Raw genomic sequence first — 16736 nt, 5'->3', positions numbered from 1 at the left:
AGCCACGTCCGATATGGACATGGCATATTGTCATGTTTCCATAGTTTTTTATAGAGGGTATTTGCTATGAACCTCTCCCGTTCTAGTCCGGGCATTCTTTTCATCAATATAATACATAAAATAGTATAAAACGTCAAATTGATTTTTTATAAAATCTTCCCATGAATGCTTCTCTGGAAAAAATGACTGTTATATTGCCCTATATTTTAGCAGTATACTAAACATTTTGCTGAGATTAGATTCATTAATATTTTGAGGATATATATAGTCACATTACTTCAATAAATCACTATTCCATTGTCTAGAACTGATTTATTTTGCACCTGATTTCCTAAAATATATAGCTTTTTCAAATTGGGCAAATTCACTAAAGGCTCTACATTTGAAATAGCGTTATTTTCCAAATGAAGCACCTCAATTTGTTGCCAATTTTCCATAAAACTTAACGATTGTAGTGAACTATCTTGTATAGTGAACGAACGTAGAGCTGTTAAGCCAGCAAAGTAAGGCATAACCTTATCAACTTCATGCACCCAATCACCATTACCTATTCGATAGGATACATCATTCAAAGTTAAATGTTCCAGTATGTTGTTGTTAAATGAATTTTGACTATTAATTTGAAACCTACACTCATTACAATTTAACGTTTTTACATGCTGTAAATTGAATAATTCACTCGTCTCTTCATAAAAAGATGTTTCATTTAAATTTATTGTTTGTAGATTTGGCAGACGATTTAAAGAACGAATGCCCGTAAAATCGCCAGATTCCATCGCTGTAAGTTGTTCTAGCTGTGGGTATTTCAGTAATTCTGCTCCATTCAAATACGACTGTGCTCCACTTATATCAACAGTCAAATCTTTTAAAGCAGGCGCCTCTAACTTGGATAAGAAAGTATTTTTTAATTCCGCTTTTTTTAAATGAGGTGCTACAATTGATGCTATTTGGCCACTATAACCAGTTATCGATAAATCGGTCAGTGAAGTCAGGCTGTTCACAATATCAAGCAAATCTGATTTATAAAGAGAAGCTAAACGCAGCTTGGTCAATGAAGACTTATTTCTAAGGCGTTCTAAATTTGTAATATCCATATTTTCAAGATCAAGAGATTGCAAGTTAGGCATGTTTTGTATAAAATCAAGCGTTTTTAAATTTTTTACCGCTGTAAGTTTCAATTCTTGTAATTGATTCAGTGAATAGAACGAGCTAAAATCTGTCGCCTCACTATAATCTATTGTTAACGACTCTAGATCAGTAAATGATGACAACCACTTTAAATCATTGGCAAAACTTAAAGACAATGATGTTAATGGCAGTTTATTCAGAATAGCGAAGTCTGTAACTGTCTCGGTGTGATACGAAATTTCAAGTGATTGAAGATTAGGAAACTCTAATAATAAAGCAAGTTCATCATTACTTCGAATTTGAATAGAGAGCTCTACAACATTAGACTTATCGCTAAAATAGTCAGCAATTTTACTAAATGATTCATTAAAGCTACCTGTATAGCTTTTTAAGCCTTCCAGATGTCGGAAGCTTACCTTTTCACTTTGTGATATTTCATAATCGCCCATCAAATTCAATACCGTCAGACCAGTAAAGGCTTCAAAATCTTTTTGTTCGATTTTTTTTGTATTTAATAACTTATCCATAATAATATAGTTAGAAATTTCGGCTTGCTTATTTGTAAACGGATCATCAAGGCTGTAATCAAAATGCCATTGATCTTCAGAATAGTATGCCTTTAAATAACGGATACTTGCGATTTCTTCTTTAGTTGGCATTGCTCCACCTTTATCAAAAATATCTTTTAAAAAGAATAAAAGAACTTCGCTTTCAGGCATTTTTCGAACAGGTATGTCCTCACGCTTACCATATTCTGTTTGATTGCCGCTCAAAAGAAAATAGCCAAAGAATGCACAAAGGATGACAATTGGTATTATTAAAAGCGCTTTTAAATTCTTTTTTGGACGTGTATCTTTATCCGCAGAAGTTGTACCATAATAATTATTAATCGTCTGATCAACATAATAGACTTTATTCTCTTTCAACATTATTTCAGTTTCACAAAAAGGACATTTGAATGATTGTCCCTCTCTATATTCAATTTTCCCATTACAATTCGGACAATTTAATTTAATGATTTCCACTGGCAATCCCCTCTCCAGCTCTACTTTTAATTAAGCTTAGTTGTCTGAAAAATAATTGTCAATATTTCTATTAAATACTATTTATCTTCCACCTTAAGACCTACAAAAAAAAGTCGCCCATAAGGAGGGCACTGAAAAAGTCTATATCTTCTCACATTGTGAGGTATTCAACGATTAAATCGTTGAATACCCCGCTTTTTTCATTTGGTACTGTGACTCTACTGTTGTTTTCCGAAGCATTCTGCTCGCTTTCCGCGGGCGAGCGCCGAGCCTCCTCCTACGCTTCGCTTCGTGCGGGGTCTCGTCTGTCTCGCTTTCCCGCAGGAGTCGAGCGATGCTTCTCCAAACAACGCAATGTATCACACTATTATTTTAGTCACGCTTTCCTTTATAATAAAAGAATTAATGTGCAGGTGGTGCCCCCTGATGATTTCAAATCAAGAAACCCTTAATTTAAGTCCATATATGGCGATCTACGATATTGTTGTGCCAAAAGATAATATACTTCGCCAAATCAATGAACTTGTTGATTTTGCATTCATTTTAGAAGAGTTAAAAATAAAATATTGTTTAGACAATGGACGTAATGCCATTCCTCCAATTCGTATGTTTAAGTACTTATTATTAAAAGTCGGATACACATGCCGAACAAGAGGCATTTCAAAATACGGAAGCATTTAAGCAATTAGCCGCAAATCGCTACAAAGTAGAAGCGAAGAATAGTGAATTAAAAAACGGACACGGGTACGATACGGCATCGACTGCGGGTCTATTTGGCATGGAAATTCAAGGTGCTACAACGATATTCGCTGTCAATTAGCTACTAAACGAAAATGAATAAGGAATAGAGACAGAAATAAGGCACTTCCTGTTCAAAATTGAACAAGAAGTGCCTTATTTTTATCTGAAAAAGGTTCGCTTTTATGAAAATGTAAGTTTTTCAGTACCCTCCACATAGGCGCCTTTTTTTGTGTTTATTCACTTTTTTATACAATAAGTTTAAACTTCTGGTTTACTATTACTTGTGATACAGTTCTACGTAACATGGATAAGCGGTTATTATACGTCACTCAAGCCTCAACTTCCTTCGAAAGAAGCTCCACAAAGTCCCTATAATCTTCTGTCGTAAGAGTAAGTTTCTACATTTAAAGGTTTATTCATCACAATCAAGTGCGTCTTTCACAAATGTAGGAAGTGCGAATGAACCAACGTGTAAGTCTGTATTGTAATATTTCGTTTTTAGAGTAAATTTTTCCCAAGTATCTACTTGAATATCTTTAATTGGATGTAATGCTTTTGAAGCAAATCCGAATAGCCAGTGTCCCGATGGATATGTTGGCATATGGAATTGATAGACGCTCGCGATTGGGAAAATACCTTTAATTTTTTTATGTGCTTTACGCATGTTTTCCGCATACTCCGCGAAGTATGGTGATTCGTGTTGGTTAATTAGAATTCCTTTTTCATTTAATACACGGTAACATTCTTTATAGAAAGCTGTTGTAAATAAACCTTCACCGACTGAAATTGGATCAGTAGAATCTACTAATATTAAATCGAATGATTGATCAGCTGCGTTTTGAACGTAAGCTAAGCCATCATCGAAAATCATTTCCATGCGTGGATCTTCTTCGACACCAGCAGCTGTAATTGGAAGGTATTTTTGGCACAAACGGAATACTAACTCATCAATTTCAACCATTACTACTTTTTCTACTGATTCGTAACGTAGTACTTCACGAGCAGTACCACCATCACCACCACCGATAATTAATACTTTTTTTATATCTGGGTTGGTAGCGAATGCTGGGTGCGTAATCATATCGTGATAAACGAACTCATCTTTTTCATTGACCATCATTAATTCGTCTAAAGTGAAGAAAGTACCAAACTCATCACCTTTATAAAAATCAATTTTTTGGAACTGAGATTGTTCACTATGAATTTTTTCGTTGTATCCGATTGAAAATTTACAGTGATCGCTCCATTGTTCTGTATACCATTTCATTAAATCACGTCCTCTAATACTTCTTGTTTCACTAGAATTGTATCAATTTTTTGTTCTGCAAATTGGCGAATTTTATCTGCCATTCCACGAGGTACTTCAAATGATTCTGTCTTTTTCGCTTGCAGTTTTTGTTCTAAATATTCTGCTGCTTTCCAAGGACTTACTGAGTCGCCACAAGTGTAAACATCTACAGAAGCAAAGCCATATTCTGGCCAAGTATGAATCGTTAAATGTGATTCAGCAATAATTACTGCACCTGAAACACCATATGGGTTGAAATGATGGAAGCAAGATTCTACAATTGTCGCCCCAGAATAGTCTGCCGCCTCATTCATAAACTGCTCGATTAAAGCATTTTGCTCAATAATTTCACTTGGGCAACCATAAAATTCGATTAATACGTGTCTACCTAATGTTGATAATTCAATGCTCATTTATCTATCTCCCTTACGACTGTTATATAATTTTCTTCTTTCGTTTCGAACAGAACATTTCCAAAATTATGAAAATAGAAGTTATATAATTCTACTACTTCCTCTGAAATAACTTCTCCGGGGATCACTAGTGGTATTCCCGGTGGATAAATCATTAATGAATCTGCACTAATTCGACCTACCGCATCATAAATTAAAATTGTTTCTGTTTCTGCATGACACGCCTGTTGCGGTGTCATTGCTAATCTATTTATTTGATTTGCTGTCACATAAGCTGACTGAATCGCATCTTTTTTAGCGTGATTAAGTTCTATATCTTTTAACGCATGTACTAATTTACCGATTGTTTCATTCGTATCAACATGACTAATGACTGCCATTATGACATATCCTTCAGCAAGTTCTAATTGAATTCCATACTGTTGTTTCAATATTGTGTAAACTTCGAAACCAGTTAAACCGATATCGTTCACACGAATAACAAGTTTTGTCCAATCATAGGATTGATTGAAATTTTGTTGTACGTATTCAGCTTGTAGTACTTCATAGCGTGAATTATGTTCAATTTCTTCAATTGCCGCATTAACAATTGACTTTAAATTGCTATAACGTTGCTGTCCAAACAGCGCTAAATCCCTTCGTGCTACATCTAAAGAACTCATTAATAAATAATTTGCACTCGTCGTTTGAAGCATATTTAATACTTTTTGCAAATGCTTCGAATCGATTCGTTTTTCTTGTAGTAAAAGAAGCGAACTTTGCGTTAATGAACCCCCAGTTTTATGCATACTCATCGTTACTGCATCTGCACCAGCACTAATCGCATCGTGTGCATCAGGTAAAAATGTTAAATGCGCTCCGTGTGCACTATCAACAATAACTGTTACATTTTGTTCATGTGCGAGTTGACAAATTTCTTGCAGTTTATTCATCGAACCAAAATATGTTGGATACGTCACAAGTAAAGCTTTCGCTTGTGGATTTTCTGCAAGCGCTGATTTTACATTTTCAACTGAAATTCCGTGTGCAATACCAAAATGTTGATCAACTTCAGGTTGAATAAATACTGGTTTTGCTCCGCTTAATATAATGCCGTTCATAACTGATTTATGGCAATTACGAGGTACAATCAATGTATCTCCCTGTTTACATGTGGCTAAAATCATCGCCAGAATACCTACAGTAGTGCCATTTACTAAAAAGTAAGCGTAGTCTACATTAAATGCTTGTGCAGCTAATTGCTGAGCTTCTTTAATAACCGATTCCGGATGACTTAATAAATCAAGCTCTTTCATCGAGTTTACGTCCATTCTTAATGTCATTTCTCCAAGCGCCCATTTTAATGGGTTTTCTTGTAGCCCCATTTTATGTCCGGGTACATCAAACGGCGTAACTTCTTGTTTAGCGTAATTGACCAAAGCTTCAAATAATGGCATGCGGTCTTGAGTGACTAAAAATTCCTCTGTAGCCACTCGATTTACCACGCACTGCATTATTGACCAATAGCAACTGCTAAGAGTTGCTGTAATTCTGAAACTTTGTCTGTTTTTTCCCAAGTTACACTTACATCACTACGTCCAAAGTGACCATAAGCTGCAACTTGTTGATATTGCGGTTTACGTAGATTTAGCATGTTAATAATGCCAGTTGGTGTTAAGTCGAATAATTGACGAATCGCTATTAAAATTTCTTGTTTCGCTACTTTTTCTGTACCAAATGTTTCTAAAGCGATACTAATTGGTTCACTTACACCAATTGCATATGATAATTGAATTTCACATTTTTCTGCCAAGCCTGCTGCAACAATATTTTTCGCAACGTATCGCGCTGCGTAAGCCGCTGAACGGTCAACTTTTGTACAGTCTTTACCAGAGAATGCGCCACCACCATGACGAGCTGCGCCGCCATAAGTATCAACAATAATCTTACGTCCTGTTAAACCTGCATCTCCGTGTGGTCCGCCTACTACGAAACGACCAGTAGGATTAATTAAAATGCGGAAGTCTTCATTCATACCAAATTGCTTTGCAACAGCTTTAATTACATTTTCTGTAACGTAATCAATGAATGCTACTTGGTCAAAATCATCATCATGTTGTATTGACATTAAAACAGTATCAATTTTAGGTTGCATACTATCTGTATAATCAATTGTAACTTGTGATTTCATATCTGGGCGAGCCCATTTGAATTGACCATTTTTACGTTGCTCAGTTGCTCGTTTTACAAGCATATGCGCCATTTCAATAGCTAAAGGCATAAAGTTCTCCGTTTCATTAGTTGCAAAACCGAACATAATACCTTGGTCACCTGCACCAACTTCTTTAGTATCGCTTGAAGAATCAACACCCATTGCGATATCAGGAGATTGCGTGTGTACTAAAACTTGTACATTGCAGTTATGACCATCAATACCGAACTTATCATCTGTATAACCAATGCCGATTAGGGTATCACGGGCAATTTTTTCGATATCTAGTTCTGCTTTTGTTGTGATCTCTCCACCAACAATTACTGTGTTTGTAGTTGTGAATACTTCACATGCCACACGAGATAGCGGATCTTGTAATAATGCTGCGTCTAATACTGCATCTGAGATTTGGTCTGCAATTTTATCTGGATGTCCTTCCGAAACAGACTCCGATGTGAATAATACTTTTTCTGACAATTTTCACTGCTCCTAACAAATTTATAGATTTTAGGGCATAAAAAAAAGCTCACCCAATTTTAAGGAAAGCTTCGAATACTATCAGCTGCTGTTCCTCTTATTGTTCACAAAAGTTAATTTTGTGCTCAGGTTCGGCCCACTGGATTTAATTCATGATGAACTAAATTGTTTGGCCACCGTATCTTCGACCCCTCGTCTCAACGGTTATTAATAAGAGCTATATTATTATGCTGAGACTCATATTAAGTCATAAACATTTGAGTGTCAATTTATTTTTTAATATTTTTTTATAATTAATCGCTATGAAAATCAATTCATTTACCCTTTCGAACCAAAAAATACTAAGTGTAACATTTTGTAAACATTAAATATTTATTATAAAAAATGAATAAAAATGCATTTGGTGCTTTTTAATATTAATAATAGAATGAACTCCTATTTAATTTATAAATAGATGTGTCAAAATAACATATTGTAAGCAAAAATTATTTTAGATAAACAAAGAAAATATAGTTAATTTTAGCGTCTTTTATTTATAGAAATCATTTAAATTTCTATAATTCAGAATATTATTTTCGGTCAATTATAAGAAGAACATGACGATTCTTTGATTTCAAACAAGGTGTGTTGATCAACTAATTTAAAACCATATTTATTAAACTGCTAGGTTAATTTCCACTACGGATGCTCGCTTTCCGTGGGTAGTACCTTCACTCAAATCAACAAAAAATATCAAAGTTTTATTATAAAGCGAAAGCCTATCTTTATCTTTCAATGAGGGGGCTCATCAAATATCGCCACCTTTTGGAATCATTTCATCTAAAAAGGTATGCAAAACTACTCTGTTCACATACCTTTTCATAATTTCTATTTATAATAAATAGTACTTACTGTTAATACAGTTCTCTGTAACATGTATAAGTGCGGTTTTTTCCAATCAGATTTATAATATAATCTAAGGACGTGTTTGGAATGAATTTAGAGATTGGCTTTTTACCCAAAAAGTATTATGATAATGCACCTTCAACTGGGGGCTATAACTTTTTTATAAATGAAGGCATTCAATACGCCATTAATATTGGCGAGATGTATTATCCAGACTATACAGACGAACAACTTGCTTTATTTACAGAAAGCTTAGCCCCATTTCCACTTTATTATTTATTCGAGCAGAGTGATAGAAAAATTATTGAAGAGATAAAATATGAATTACATGATGCACAGCTACCATTTGAAGTATTTTATCAATCAAAAAACAGCACTTATTTAATGATTACTGTCATAAAACATCAAGAACTAATGCGCCTAATTCCTATCCTGATTTGGCAGCATAATTATAATATGAGCTCTTTGTGGTCGAATCGAAAAGACACTTTTATGATAGAGAGCAAAATTTGGGACGCGAAACTTGCAGATGGGATAGATCCTTTGATAGAGGAGACCATTTGCATTCATTTTAACGAACCAACAACTGCTTTTTTATTTAGTCATGACTTCAAAGGTACAGATATTTTTTCAAATGAAAATCGCTTTTCAACATTAGAAGATGTACAAAAGTTACTACCCTCTTTTATTAAAACTGACATTATTGAATTTGGATAAATGAAAACCACCTAAAACGTTGACACTCCAACGTTCTAGGTGGTTCTTTTCATAAACCGCATTTACCTATGGTAAGGTTCAACGAAACTAATTTGTAATTGTATTACCTATTCTCGCTCGTACGCCTATCTTTTTTGTTAAATATTAAAACAGACGTTTTTCTTCAACTAACTTGCACCGTTAGTAAAAGAAGCGATTGATCTAATTGAACAATCGCCCTCCCTTACTTTAAGTACATTTATTCATTATCTATTTAAGTAATGAAAGTTTCATATTTTAAACGTTAGATTTGAATTTCTCTCCCAAAATAAAATACCGCTGTCATCTGCAATTACAAAATAATTTCCACTAAATGAAAATCCATAGCAATACAAAAAACCTCTATAAATGCGAACACAATTTGTATTGTGTCCTTCGACCAAACAGTCCTCAAACGCAGGTTGATAAATTATATCTTCACAAGGGTAAAGAGGAGATACTCTTTGTAAACAATCCCCGAATTTATTACTGATTGGCAATATGCTCCCACCATACTTGCCTGCCAATTTAATCGATTTATCTTTTAAAACGTCGAAGCCTTCACAAATTAACAAAGTTTCATCTAAAACAAAGTCATCGGTATAATCTCGGGATATTCTTACTGCTCTTGCTAAATCTATAATCCCTCTACCATTAGTAGATACAACAAGTAATAAATCGGATGATTCATCAAACCCGAAATATTCAAAACCACCAATACTAAAATTACCTTTAAAAGTCCAACCAACTGGACTTTTAGCAGAAGGTATTTGTTCTAATATGCTATTTGTATTTTTTCTATGTTCCTCAAATGCCTTACTATTAAAGTAATCCATGATAACCTCCATTAATTAATTTTTAAAAGCGTCCACAAATTTCCATTATTATTAATAATTTGTACACGCTTAATAACAATCCAATACAGACGAAAAACCATCTTTATTCAAAACGCCCCTGTCTTTCAGTAAGCACCCATTTTCGTACATAACCCATCTTTTCCTGAATATTTTCGATTGTTTTTTCACTTTGAAATGCCTTTTGCATGACGGTGTAGCGCAAATCAGTGGCTCTCACATTTGTGCCGATATCCTTTGATATCGTTCGGAAAATTCGCTCAATTGTTTTTGTTGAGATGGCTTTTGATTGACTAGCGTCGCTAACCCAAACCCATTCTCCTACCTTTTCTTTATGTAATTCCTCTGTTGCCTCTTTATAGTGCGCAAGCATTTCCATTACTATTGGAGAAAGCTTTATTTCTCTACGGCCATTTTGATTAGCAATGTAAACCACCGATGAGTCCAAATGAATATGAGACCATTTCATACGTACAAGCTCTGCTGGCTTACATCCTGTTTCCATAAGCATTTGGACGATGCAGCCATTCCGTCTTGCCAGCCAGGCATGCTCCATAGTTTTAGCGTATTGAAAATAAGTTGGCCAGACATTCGCAATTTGCATTAATTGTTTCTTTGTTAGTAATGTCAAAGCCTCTTTCTGTCTCTTTTTTGGCTCTAAAATACCCTCATAGTCAAATGGCTCCACCCACTCTCTTAAAAAGACAAAGTCTACAAAGCTTCGTAATGTAGCAATTTTATGATTAAATGTGTTGACATTTGTATAGGTCTCTTTCAAATAATTACTATATACAAATAACAATTCTTTTAAATGATGATCCACATACAAATAGTTATTGTCATGAGCAAACGCTAAAAATTGCTGTCCATCTATATTGTACTGCTTTTTAGTAGCAGCACTTTTCTTTAAAGAATTTAAAAGTAATAAATAGCTGTTCCAAGCGTCCACTAGTGTGTTCATCTTGCTACCTCCTTATAAACTGTGCGTGTTTTATATTTAGTTTACTATATTTTGGGTGCGTACGTTTATGATTAATTTATATAAAATGTAATGTCGGATAATCTGTAGTGTTTATACATTATCCTGCTTCCACTGTTCAAATGGTCCGCTAGCAGTGTCTCATATCTTTTGCTTTCTTACAATAGTAATTTCACTCTCACTGTTGTAGTACAATTTCTTTAAAATGCCACTATTCTTGTATAACAGGGCTTATTTACATGAAAATTCGTATAATTTAGTGATTATCACCATTTGTGTTATATAATAAGTGTATCAACTATAAAATGTAGGGGGCTTTTCAAGTATGCAAGTAAAAACAACTCGACTTGAAGCAGAAGACGCAAAAATTATTTATCAAGAAACAGCCGGGCTAGCCATTATTACGATCCACCGCCCACAGGCTAAAAACGCGCTAACAGCAAATATGTGGGATCAATTAGCTAAAATTGCCCTACAAGTATTAGATAATCCGAAAAATAAAGTATTGATTCTACGCGGCTCTGGTGAAAACTTTACGGCCGGCTCTGATATTAAAGAGTTCAACGCCATTTCCCTTGATAAAGCAGAAAAAGCATTTGTACATATGGAAAAAACGATTTCCACAATTGAGCGTTTACCGATTCCAACGATTGGCGTAATAAATGGTCCCGCAATGGGAGCAGGTTTAGAGCTTGCATTAGCTTGTGATATACGCATCGGCTCTGAAAAAGCAAAGCTCGGTATCCCTGTCGGTAAATTAGGTATCACATTAAATAACAAATTTGCACAGCGTTTAGTTCAACTAGTTGGCCCTTCTACAACAAAGGATTTAGTATTTACTGGTCGTATGTTTAAAGCTGAAGAAGCATTTAAGCTTGGCATGCTTAACTACTTAGTAACTGAAAAAGACTTAAATAAATACATGATTCGAATGGGTAAACTTGTTGCAGGAATGTCTCCTGAATCTTTACTAGCTGTAAAGAAATCTGTACAAGAATGCGTGGACAGTGCTCCAACATTATGGCAAGGTTCAACACCGTTTGTTGGTAAAGATTTTGAAGAGGGCTGCCGTGCCTTTGTAGAAAAACGTCAACCTCACTTTACACGTCAATCAAAATAACAAACAGGTACTCTGCTCGCTTTCATGCGAATGGAGTACCTGTTTGTTAAAATTTTCGCTTTAACACTACCGATTTAATGTGGAGATGAATCGCATCTAATTCATAACCAAAATGTTGGTGAAATTCTGCCTGTATCGTTTTTTGTAATGCATACAGGCGATCTGGTATCGAATCATGAATGGGTAGCTTTAGCTGTAAGGTAATCGTAGCTTGCACTAGATCACTTAATACGAATTGTACGTGCTCAACCTTGTGTACAATATCCTCTTTTGCACAACAATACGTTAGTAACTGCACGTAAACATGCCTACCGATGTCAATATACTCTTGTTGAAAATCAGGACGAACAATCGTCGTCTCCCCTATTTTTTCACGCTTTGTAGAGAAAATCTCCATCCCTTTTTGAACGAGTCGTTTAAAAAAGTTTTGTTCGACTTGTCGGTACGGTATTGGCATGACATGCTTCCCCTGCGTCTGGCGAATAAAGCGAGCTTTTGCAATTTCTTTTTGAGAACGCACATCCTCAACATAGTAATATGTATCGATAGGAGCAAGCTCAAGCTGTCGGGCTATTGTTTTTGTCATTTTATCGGACGTGCCGATTAGCAAAATTGACTGTACCTTATATGTATCAAGTGCTTTTTTTACATCCTCACAGTGTGTATCATCTGTAAAAATAGCTCGTCGAACGGCTGTTATCGTATTTTTTTCAAATTTAGCAGAAATTCCAGCTACTTTCACACCATTGACAATGAGAAGACCATCATCAATAAGAGCCTCTACCCCGATTTTATGAGCGAAAACAAGTGCGCTTGTACTTTTTCCTGTTCCACTTGGACCACTTAAAGAATAAACATTCATGACAAACAGCTCCTTTCCATTTCATGATAGCAGAAACGTAACACTTTTTCCGTCATAGAATGTTGTTTCCAACATTTCACCACCTATAGAGGTGGGAGACTACAGCTGACAGAAGTTAAATTATTTTCGCTAGACTACGCACACATCTTCTTCATTATTGAAATATATTCTTTTTTCAGAATAACTTTCCCTTTATGTGCTTTAGTATGATAAAATGTGAACTACTATTCTGTTATAGAACTATAAGGAGTGTACTAGTTTGAAAATCGTACCATCTAAAAAAATGTCTTTATTTACAGCAGCAATTTTCGGAGATTTAAAAAATCATGCCAAGCTACAGGAAGCGAAAGGCATGAAAATGATTGACTTAAGCTTAGGTAGTCCAGACCTACCCCCTGATGCTAAAATTCGCGAGCATTTATCGTATAGAGCAGGCTTAGCAGAATCCTACGGCTATACATTAACAGGTACACAACGTTTTTATGAAGCTGTAAGTCGTTATTATAAACGTCGTAGCAATGTAGATTTAGATCCCGCTTCAGAAATCATTCAAACAATTGGCTCTCAAGAAGGATTAGTGCATTTACCAATCGCTTTTTGTGATCCAGGAGATATCGTATTATCCACAAACCCAGCTTACGTTGCCTATGATGCAGGAATTCATCTCGCAGGAGCAACTCCCTACTATATGCCTCAAACAGCTGACAATGATTATTTACCAGACTTAGATACTGTTCCTGAAGATATTGCTCAAAAAGCAAAGCTACTAATTTTAAACTTACCAGGTAATCCGGTGCCTGCAATGCCTTCATTAGCTTATTTTGAAAAAGTCATTGCCTTTGCGAAAAAATATAACATCATCGTTTTACATGATGCAGCATACTCAGAATTCTACTTTACAGGTGATGGCCCAATTAGCTTCCTAGCCACTCCAGGAGCAAAAGAAGTTGGGATGGAGATTAACTCTTTATCGAAAAGCTTTAGCCTTGCTGGTACACGTATCGCGTATATCGCAGGTAATGCTGAGATGATTTCGATCTTAAAACAATTAAAATCAAATTTAGATTTCGGTATTTTCGAGCCAATTCAAGATGCTGCGGTCGTAGCTCTTGATAACGCAGAGGAAATTACAGCAAGCCTACGTGCAACTTTCTCAGAACGCCATAAAACATTAATGAATGGCTTACGTGCATTAGGTTGGGATGCAGCCCCTTCTGACGGTGGCATGTTCGTCTGGGCAAAATATCCGTACGATATTGACTGCACAGAGCTAGCTTTTAAAATAATTGAACAAGTTGGCATCGTAACAGTCCCTGGTACAGTATTTGGTTCTGCTGGACAAGGTTATTTACGTTTAGCCCTAGTACAACCAAAAGAATTGTTACAGGAAGCTGTTGATCGTTTAGCACAAGTGCAAGTTACACCACAAAAATAATCATATAAACTACATAAGACCCTTCTAACTTTAATGGTTGGAAGGGTTTTTGCTATAGCTAATTATGTAATCCTCAAGTATCGGTCTATCAGGAGGACTAATATTTTTGGGTAAATCATCTAAAGAGAAAAATTGTAACATTGTTGCCTCGTCCTTATCATGCATGAGGGTGCCACTATATTCTTTACATTCAAATGCTGTAACAACGATATAAACTTCATCACCATGCGGATATTGATAATAAAAATCTTGTCCAGAATACGTATTGAGCAATTTCAGATTTTTTGCCTTCAGTCCTGTTTCCTCAAATAATTCTCGATGGGCAACTTCCTCTAATGTTTCCCCCAGCTCCATCGATCCCCCAATTAACCCCCAACACCCGTTATCTTTCCGAAGCTGCATTAAAACCTGTTGACGATTATTAATGACCAATAAACAAGCACCACACATAATTAATGGTCTGGTTCCAACTACTTTACGCAAATCTTTTATATATCCCATAAAATCCCCCTTTAATACGTAGGTTCTTATTCAACTCTCTTATTCATTAAAATTGACTGGTATTTTCACTAACAAATAGTCTCGAGTCCACTTTTGTGTCGCTACAATCAAATTTTCACCATGTCTTTCAAAGAAGAGTCCATTACCATCCTTTTGTATGAAAGTCCAACCGTTTTGATCAAGCATTTCTTTGATTATTTCATCAGCTACAGATGTATCTCTTTCCTTTATCACATACCATTCTTGACCGTTTTCGTTCGACAATTTAACAAGTTGTTTCTCGGAATCATTTATTTTTTCTATAACTTCTTTTTTACTTATATTTTCTATAGGGAGTGAAGGAAGATAAAGTTTATTGTAAAATACAAATACTCCAACAAGGAAAATGATTATTCCGATTGTTAATATCACCTTTTTCATAAAACACCTCCTAGTATACTTTCAACAAATATCCACAAACCCCTTCTCTCTCCTATTTTACAGCAGGCTTAATTTAAATAGATACTGCTTCAGCAATTCTTATATGGATCCCGTCAGGAAAATACGGATTTACAACGATAAGAAAATTAAAAAAGCCAACTTCTTCATAATTAGAGAATGGACTAGCCTAATTTAATGAGACAATATTAATCACATTCGTAAATGTTACACTTTAAGAAGAACATTTATCGGTGGTGCTCGGGGATCTTTACAACCATTTGATAAAATAAAAAAATCCTGTTTTCACAGGATTTTTTCTTATTATTTTTTAACCACAGGCACCCAAAATTCACCGTAGAAAGTGCCGTCGCCATTATCTTTGCGATAAGTCGCATTTGGACCGCCGATATAAGCATAGTCAGTGATTTTGGCCAAGACTTCGCCAAAAGCACGGTATGTCAGCTGATCAAACAAAGTTTCCTTGTCGCCATTTCCTGCGACCACGATGTACTCGCTCTCTGGAAACTCGATGATGCGTGTTGCGTCAGCCACTGATTTGCCAGCTTCTACAGCGAAATAATTCCACGGTTTGCCTTGATAAACCTCGTTGACTGACCATTCCCGATCGTCTTTTGCGGCGTCTTTGAGCTTATCAAAACGCCCGTCAGCCTTGAGTCCGTCCCAAAACTCAGCCTTTTCCTTTTGCATGGCTGGCATGTCTTTGAAATCCGACTGTATTGAAAATCCATAAGCGGTCAATGTGAATGATTTTTTGTGTTCAAGTGTGTAATCTGCCATGTGAGTGCTCCTTTTATCCAGGTTTAACTTCCAAGAGTCAGGGGCCGCTACAAAATGCCAACGAACCCCAAATTTGTCAAGCAATAAGCCTTCTTTACCACCAAAAGCTTGCAGTTTGTACTCTGCCAAAATGTTGACAGAATCATGTTGAGAGACTTTTGTCCAAAGAGTACATAATTTCTCCGCGCAAACTTCCTCTTTATTTTATCAAATCTATGGAAAAGCTTCATTGTGTGGAAATTGGCTTGAGCTTATCGCGCTGTTTTTTACGTAAGACGATAAGCGACCCAAGCGATGGTAAAAATAACAATGATGATTTTTGCGAGTTTTCCAAGTATTATTTTCCTTTTAAATTAAGGTCTTGATAGAGATTAGCCTTCGACTTTTTCCGCACGAAGCCACATTTCGCCGTAGAATTCACCGTTTTCAACTGCTTTAACGAATGTTGAGTTACCTGGCCCAACGTATTTGTAGTCAGTGATTTCTTGCATCATGCCACCGAAAACTTTGCCTGTGATTTCGTCATCAAGGCGGTCTTTGTCAGCGCCTGTGCCAGGCACGACGATGTAGTCGCCAGCAAGGAAGTCGAGGACAACCGAGCCTTCCACGTCGAACTCACCCATTACACCGAAGCCGCGCCAAGCCTTACCGTCGATAACGTAGTTGATTTGATATTCTTGCCCATCAGCGAGTGTGAGTAGTTCGGCAAGCTTGCCGTTTTCAGTGATTTCAGCTTTTTTCGCTGCAGTTTTTGCTGCATTACCAGCCCAGTCGTTGAAGTTTTCAAATGAAACACCGAAAGCAGTCATTTTGTAGTTTTCTGAGATTGTTTTGATTGAGTAGTTAGACATTTTGTTGTCTCCTTTGGGATTTATTTTTTACAA

The 16736-nt window shown here is 35.9% G+C and carries 15 protein-coding genes, 2 pseudogenes and 1 riboswitch; of the genes and pseudogenes, 5 read left to right on the top strand and 12 right to left on the bottom strand.

Annotated elements, in window-relative coordinates; genetic code table 11:
• Positions 1 to 34: 34 nt before the first annotated feature.
• Positions 35 to 81: riboswitch (PreQ1 riboswitch) on the bottom strand.
• A gap of 197 nt (positions 82 to 278) precedes the next feature.
• A complete protein-coding gene (locus AC1DCY_RS08975) occupies positions 279 to 2153 on the bottom strand; it encodes a leucine-rich repeat domain-containing protein (protein WP_477349339.1) in 1875 nt (624 codons plus the stop codon).
• Positions 2154 to 2579: 426 nt separating this feature from the next.
• Between AC1DCY_RS08975 and AC1DCY_RS08970 the strand changes: the two are divergent.
• Together AC1DCY_RS08970 and AC1DCY_RS08965 are read left to right on the top strand one after the other, a co-directional pair.
• Positions 2580 to 2792 (top strand): annotated as a pseudogene (locus tag AC1DCY_RS08970) (transposase); the annotation flags it as partial.
• Positions 2782 to 2973 (top strand): annotated as a pseudogene (locus tag AC1DCY_RS08965) (IS5/IS1182 family transposase); the annotation flags it as partial. The pseudogenes AC1DCY_RS08970 and AC1DCY_RS08965, both read left to right, overlap by 11 nt.
• A 333-nt stretch (positions 2974 to 3306) precedes the next feature.
• Here AC1DCY_RS08965 and speE read toward each other — a convergent pair.
• The 4 genes from speE to metK are packed head-to-tail and all read right to left on the bottom strand — an operon-like array spanning position 3307 to position 7263.
• Positions 3307 to 4161: a polyamine aminopropyltransferase gene (speE, locus tag AC1DCY_RS08960; protein ID WP_477349338.1), complete on the bottom strand. Its 855-nt coding sequence runs from the start codon at positions 4159 to 4161 to the stop codon at positions 3307 to 3309.
• Entirely contained in the window at positions 4161 to 4595 is a 435-nt protein-coding gene (speD, locus tag AC1DCY_RS08955; protein WP_477349336.1) for an adenosylmethionine decarboxylase, read from the bottom strand. Before speD ends, speE begins: the two co-directional genes overlap by 1 nt.
• Positions 4592 to 6067, bottom strand: a complete 1476-nt coding sequence (locus AC1DCY_RS08950; protein WP_477349334.1) for an aminotransferase class I/II-fold pyridoxal phosphate-dependent enzyme — start codon at positions 6065 to 6067, stop codon at positions 4592 to 4594. Before AC1DCY_RS08950 ends, speD begins: the two co-directional genes overlap by 4 nt.
• A 20-nt stretch (positions 6068 to 6087) precedes the next feature.
• Positions 6088 to 7263 carry a methionine adenosyltransferase gene (metK, locus tag AC1DCY_RS08945; RefSeq protein WP_477349332.1) on the bottom strand — a complete coding sequence of 392 codons (1176 nt, stop codon included), beginning with the start codon at positions 7261 to 7263 and terminating at the stop codon, positions 6088 to 6090.
• Between the two features lie 972 nt (positions 7264 to 8235).
• Here metK and AC1DCY_RS08940 point away from each other — a divergent pair.
• Entirely contained in the window at positions 8236 to 8865 is a 630-nt protein-coding gene (locus tag AC1DCY_RS08940; RefSeq protein WP_477349330.1) for a hypothetical protein, read from the top strand.
• Positions 8866 to 9134: 269 nt separating this feature from the next.
• Here the strand turns inward: AC1DCY_RS08940 and AC1DCY_RS08935 are convergent, their stop codons facing one another.
• Positions 9135 to 9719, bottom strand: coding sequence for a hypothetical protein (locus tag AC1DCY_RS08935; RefSeq protein WP_477349329.1), 585 nt, complete (start codon positions 9717 to 9719; stop codon positions 9135 to 9137).
• A 103-nt stretch (positions 9720 to 9822) separates the two neighbouring features.
• On the bottom strand, positions 9823 to 10698 hold the full coding sequence (locus AC1DCY_RS08930) for a tyrosine-type recombinase/integrase (protein ID WP_477349327.1): 876 nt from the start codon (positions 10696 to 10698) through the stop codon (positions 9823 to 9825).
• Between the two features lie 343 nt (positions 10699 to 11041).
• Here AC1DCY_RS08930 and AC1DCY_RS08925 point away from each other — a divergent pair, with 343 nt between their 5' ends.
• Positions 11042 to 11836: an enoyl-CoA hydratase/isomerase family protein gene (locus tag AC1DCY_RS08925; RefSeq protein WP_477349325.1), complete on the top strand. Its 795-nt coding sequence runs from the start codon at positions 11042 to 11044 to the stop codon at positions 11834 to 11836.
• Between the two features lie 46 nt (positions 11837 to 11882).
• On the opposite strand, the gene AC1DCY_RS08920 is transcribed toward AC1DCY_RS08925, so the two are convergent.
• Positions 11883 to 12698, bottom strand: a complete 816-nt coding sequence (locus AC1DCY_RS08920) for a hypothetical protein (protein WP_477349323.1) — start codon at positions 12696 to 12698, stop codon at positions 11883 to 11885.
• 259 nt (positions 12699 to 12957) lie between these two features.
• On the opposite strand from AC1DCY_RS08920, the gene AC1DCY_RS08915 reads away from it, so the two are divergent.
• A complete protein-coding gene (locus AC1DCY_RS08915; RefSeq protein ID WP_477349321.1) occupies positions 12958 to 14133 on the top strand; it encodes an aminotransferase class I/II-fold pyridoxal phosphate-dependent enzyme in 1176 nt (391 codons plus the stop codon).
• 30 nt (positions 14134 to 14163) lie between these two features.
• Here AC1DCY_RS08915 and AC1DCY_RS08910 read toward each other — a convergent pair whose 3' ends face one another.
• The 4 genes from AC1DCY_RS08910 to AC1DCY_RS08895 form a co-directional block, all read right to left on the bottom strand.
• Positions 14164 to 14634, bottom strand: coding sequence for an NUDIX hydrolase (locus tag AC1DCY_RS08910; RefSeq protein ID WP_477349319.1), 471 nt, complete (start codon positions 14632 to 14634; stop codon positions 14164 to 14166).
• 39 nt (positions 14635 to 14673) lie between these two features.
• Complete coding sequence (locus AC1DCY_RS08905) at positions 14674 to 15054, bottom strand: hypothetical protein (protein ID WP_477349318.1); 381 nt, start codon at positions 15052 to 15054, stop codon at positions 14674 to 14676.
• Positions 15055 to 15375: 321 nt separating this feature from the next.
• Positions 15376 to 15852 carry a GyrI-like domain-containing protein gene (locus AC1DCY_RS08900; RefSeq protein WP_477349316.1) on the bottom strand — a complete coding sequence of 159 codons (477 nt, stop codon included), beginning with the start codon at positions 15850 to 15852 and terminating at the stop codon, positions 15376 to 15378.
• A gap of 371 nt (positions 15853 to 16223) precedes the next feature.
• On the bottom strand, positions 16224 to 16703 hold the full coding sequence (locus AC1DCY_RS08895; RefSeq protein ID WP_477349315.1) for a hypothetical protein: 480 nt from the start codon (positions 16701 to 16703) through the stop codon (positions 16224 to 16226).
• Positions 16704 to 16736: the final 33 nt, after the last annotated feature.

The organism is Lysinibacillus sp. 10T31, from assembly GCF_056394365.1.
Note: the sequence above shows the minus strand (reverse complement) of the source record. Positions and strands in the feature narration are given on the sequence as shown.

Excerpts from the sequence above, each read along its gene's own strand:
- AC1DCY_RS08905 (WP_477349318.1), bottom strand. The coding sequence starts at position 15,054 with ATGAAAAAGGTGATATTAACAATCGGAATAATCATTTTCCTTGTTGGA.
- AC1DCY_RS08920 (WP_477349323.1), bottom strand. The coding sequence starts at position 12,698 with ATGAATGTTTATTCTTTAAGTGGTCCAAGTGGAACAGGAAAAAGTACA.
- AC1DCY_RS08930 (WP_477349327.1), bottom strand. The coding sequence starts at position 10,698 with ATGAACACACTAGTGGACGCTTGGAACAGCTATTTATTACTTTTAAAT.
- speD (WP_477349336.1), bottom strand. The coding sequence starts at position 4,595 with ATGAGCATTGAATTATCAACATTAGGTAGACACGTATTAATCGAATTT.
- AC1DCY_RS08940 (WP_477349330.1), top strand. The coding sequence starts at position 8,236 with ATGAATTTAGAGATTGGCTTTTTACCCAAAAAGTATTATGATAATGCA.
- AC1DCY_RS08925 (WP_477349325.1), top strand. The coding sequence starts at position 11,042 with ATGCAAGTAAAAACAACTCGACTTGAAGCAGAAGACGCAAAAATTATT.
- AC1DCY_RS08900 (WP_477349316.1), bottom strand. The coding sequence starts at position 15,852 with ATGGCAGATTACACACTTGAACACAAAAAATCATTCACATTGACCGCT.
- AC1DCY_RS08910 (WP_477349319.1), bottom strand. The coding sequence starts at position 14,634 with ATGGGATATATAAAAGATTTGCGTAAAGTAGTTGGAACCAGACCATTA.
- speE (WP_477349338.1), bottom strand. The coding sequence starts at position 4,161 with ATGAAATGGTATACAGAACAATGGAGCGATCACTGTAAATTTTCAATC.
- AC1DCY_RS08935 (WP_477349329.1), bottom strand. The coding sequence starts at position 9,719 with ATGGATTACTTTAATAGTAAGGCATTTGAGGAACATAGAAAAAATACA.
- AC1DCY_RS08895 (WP_477349315.1), bottom strand. The coding sequence starts at position 16,703 with ATGTCTAACTACTCAATCAAAACAATCTCAGAAAACTACAAAATGACT.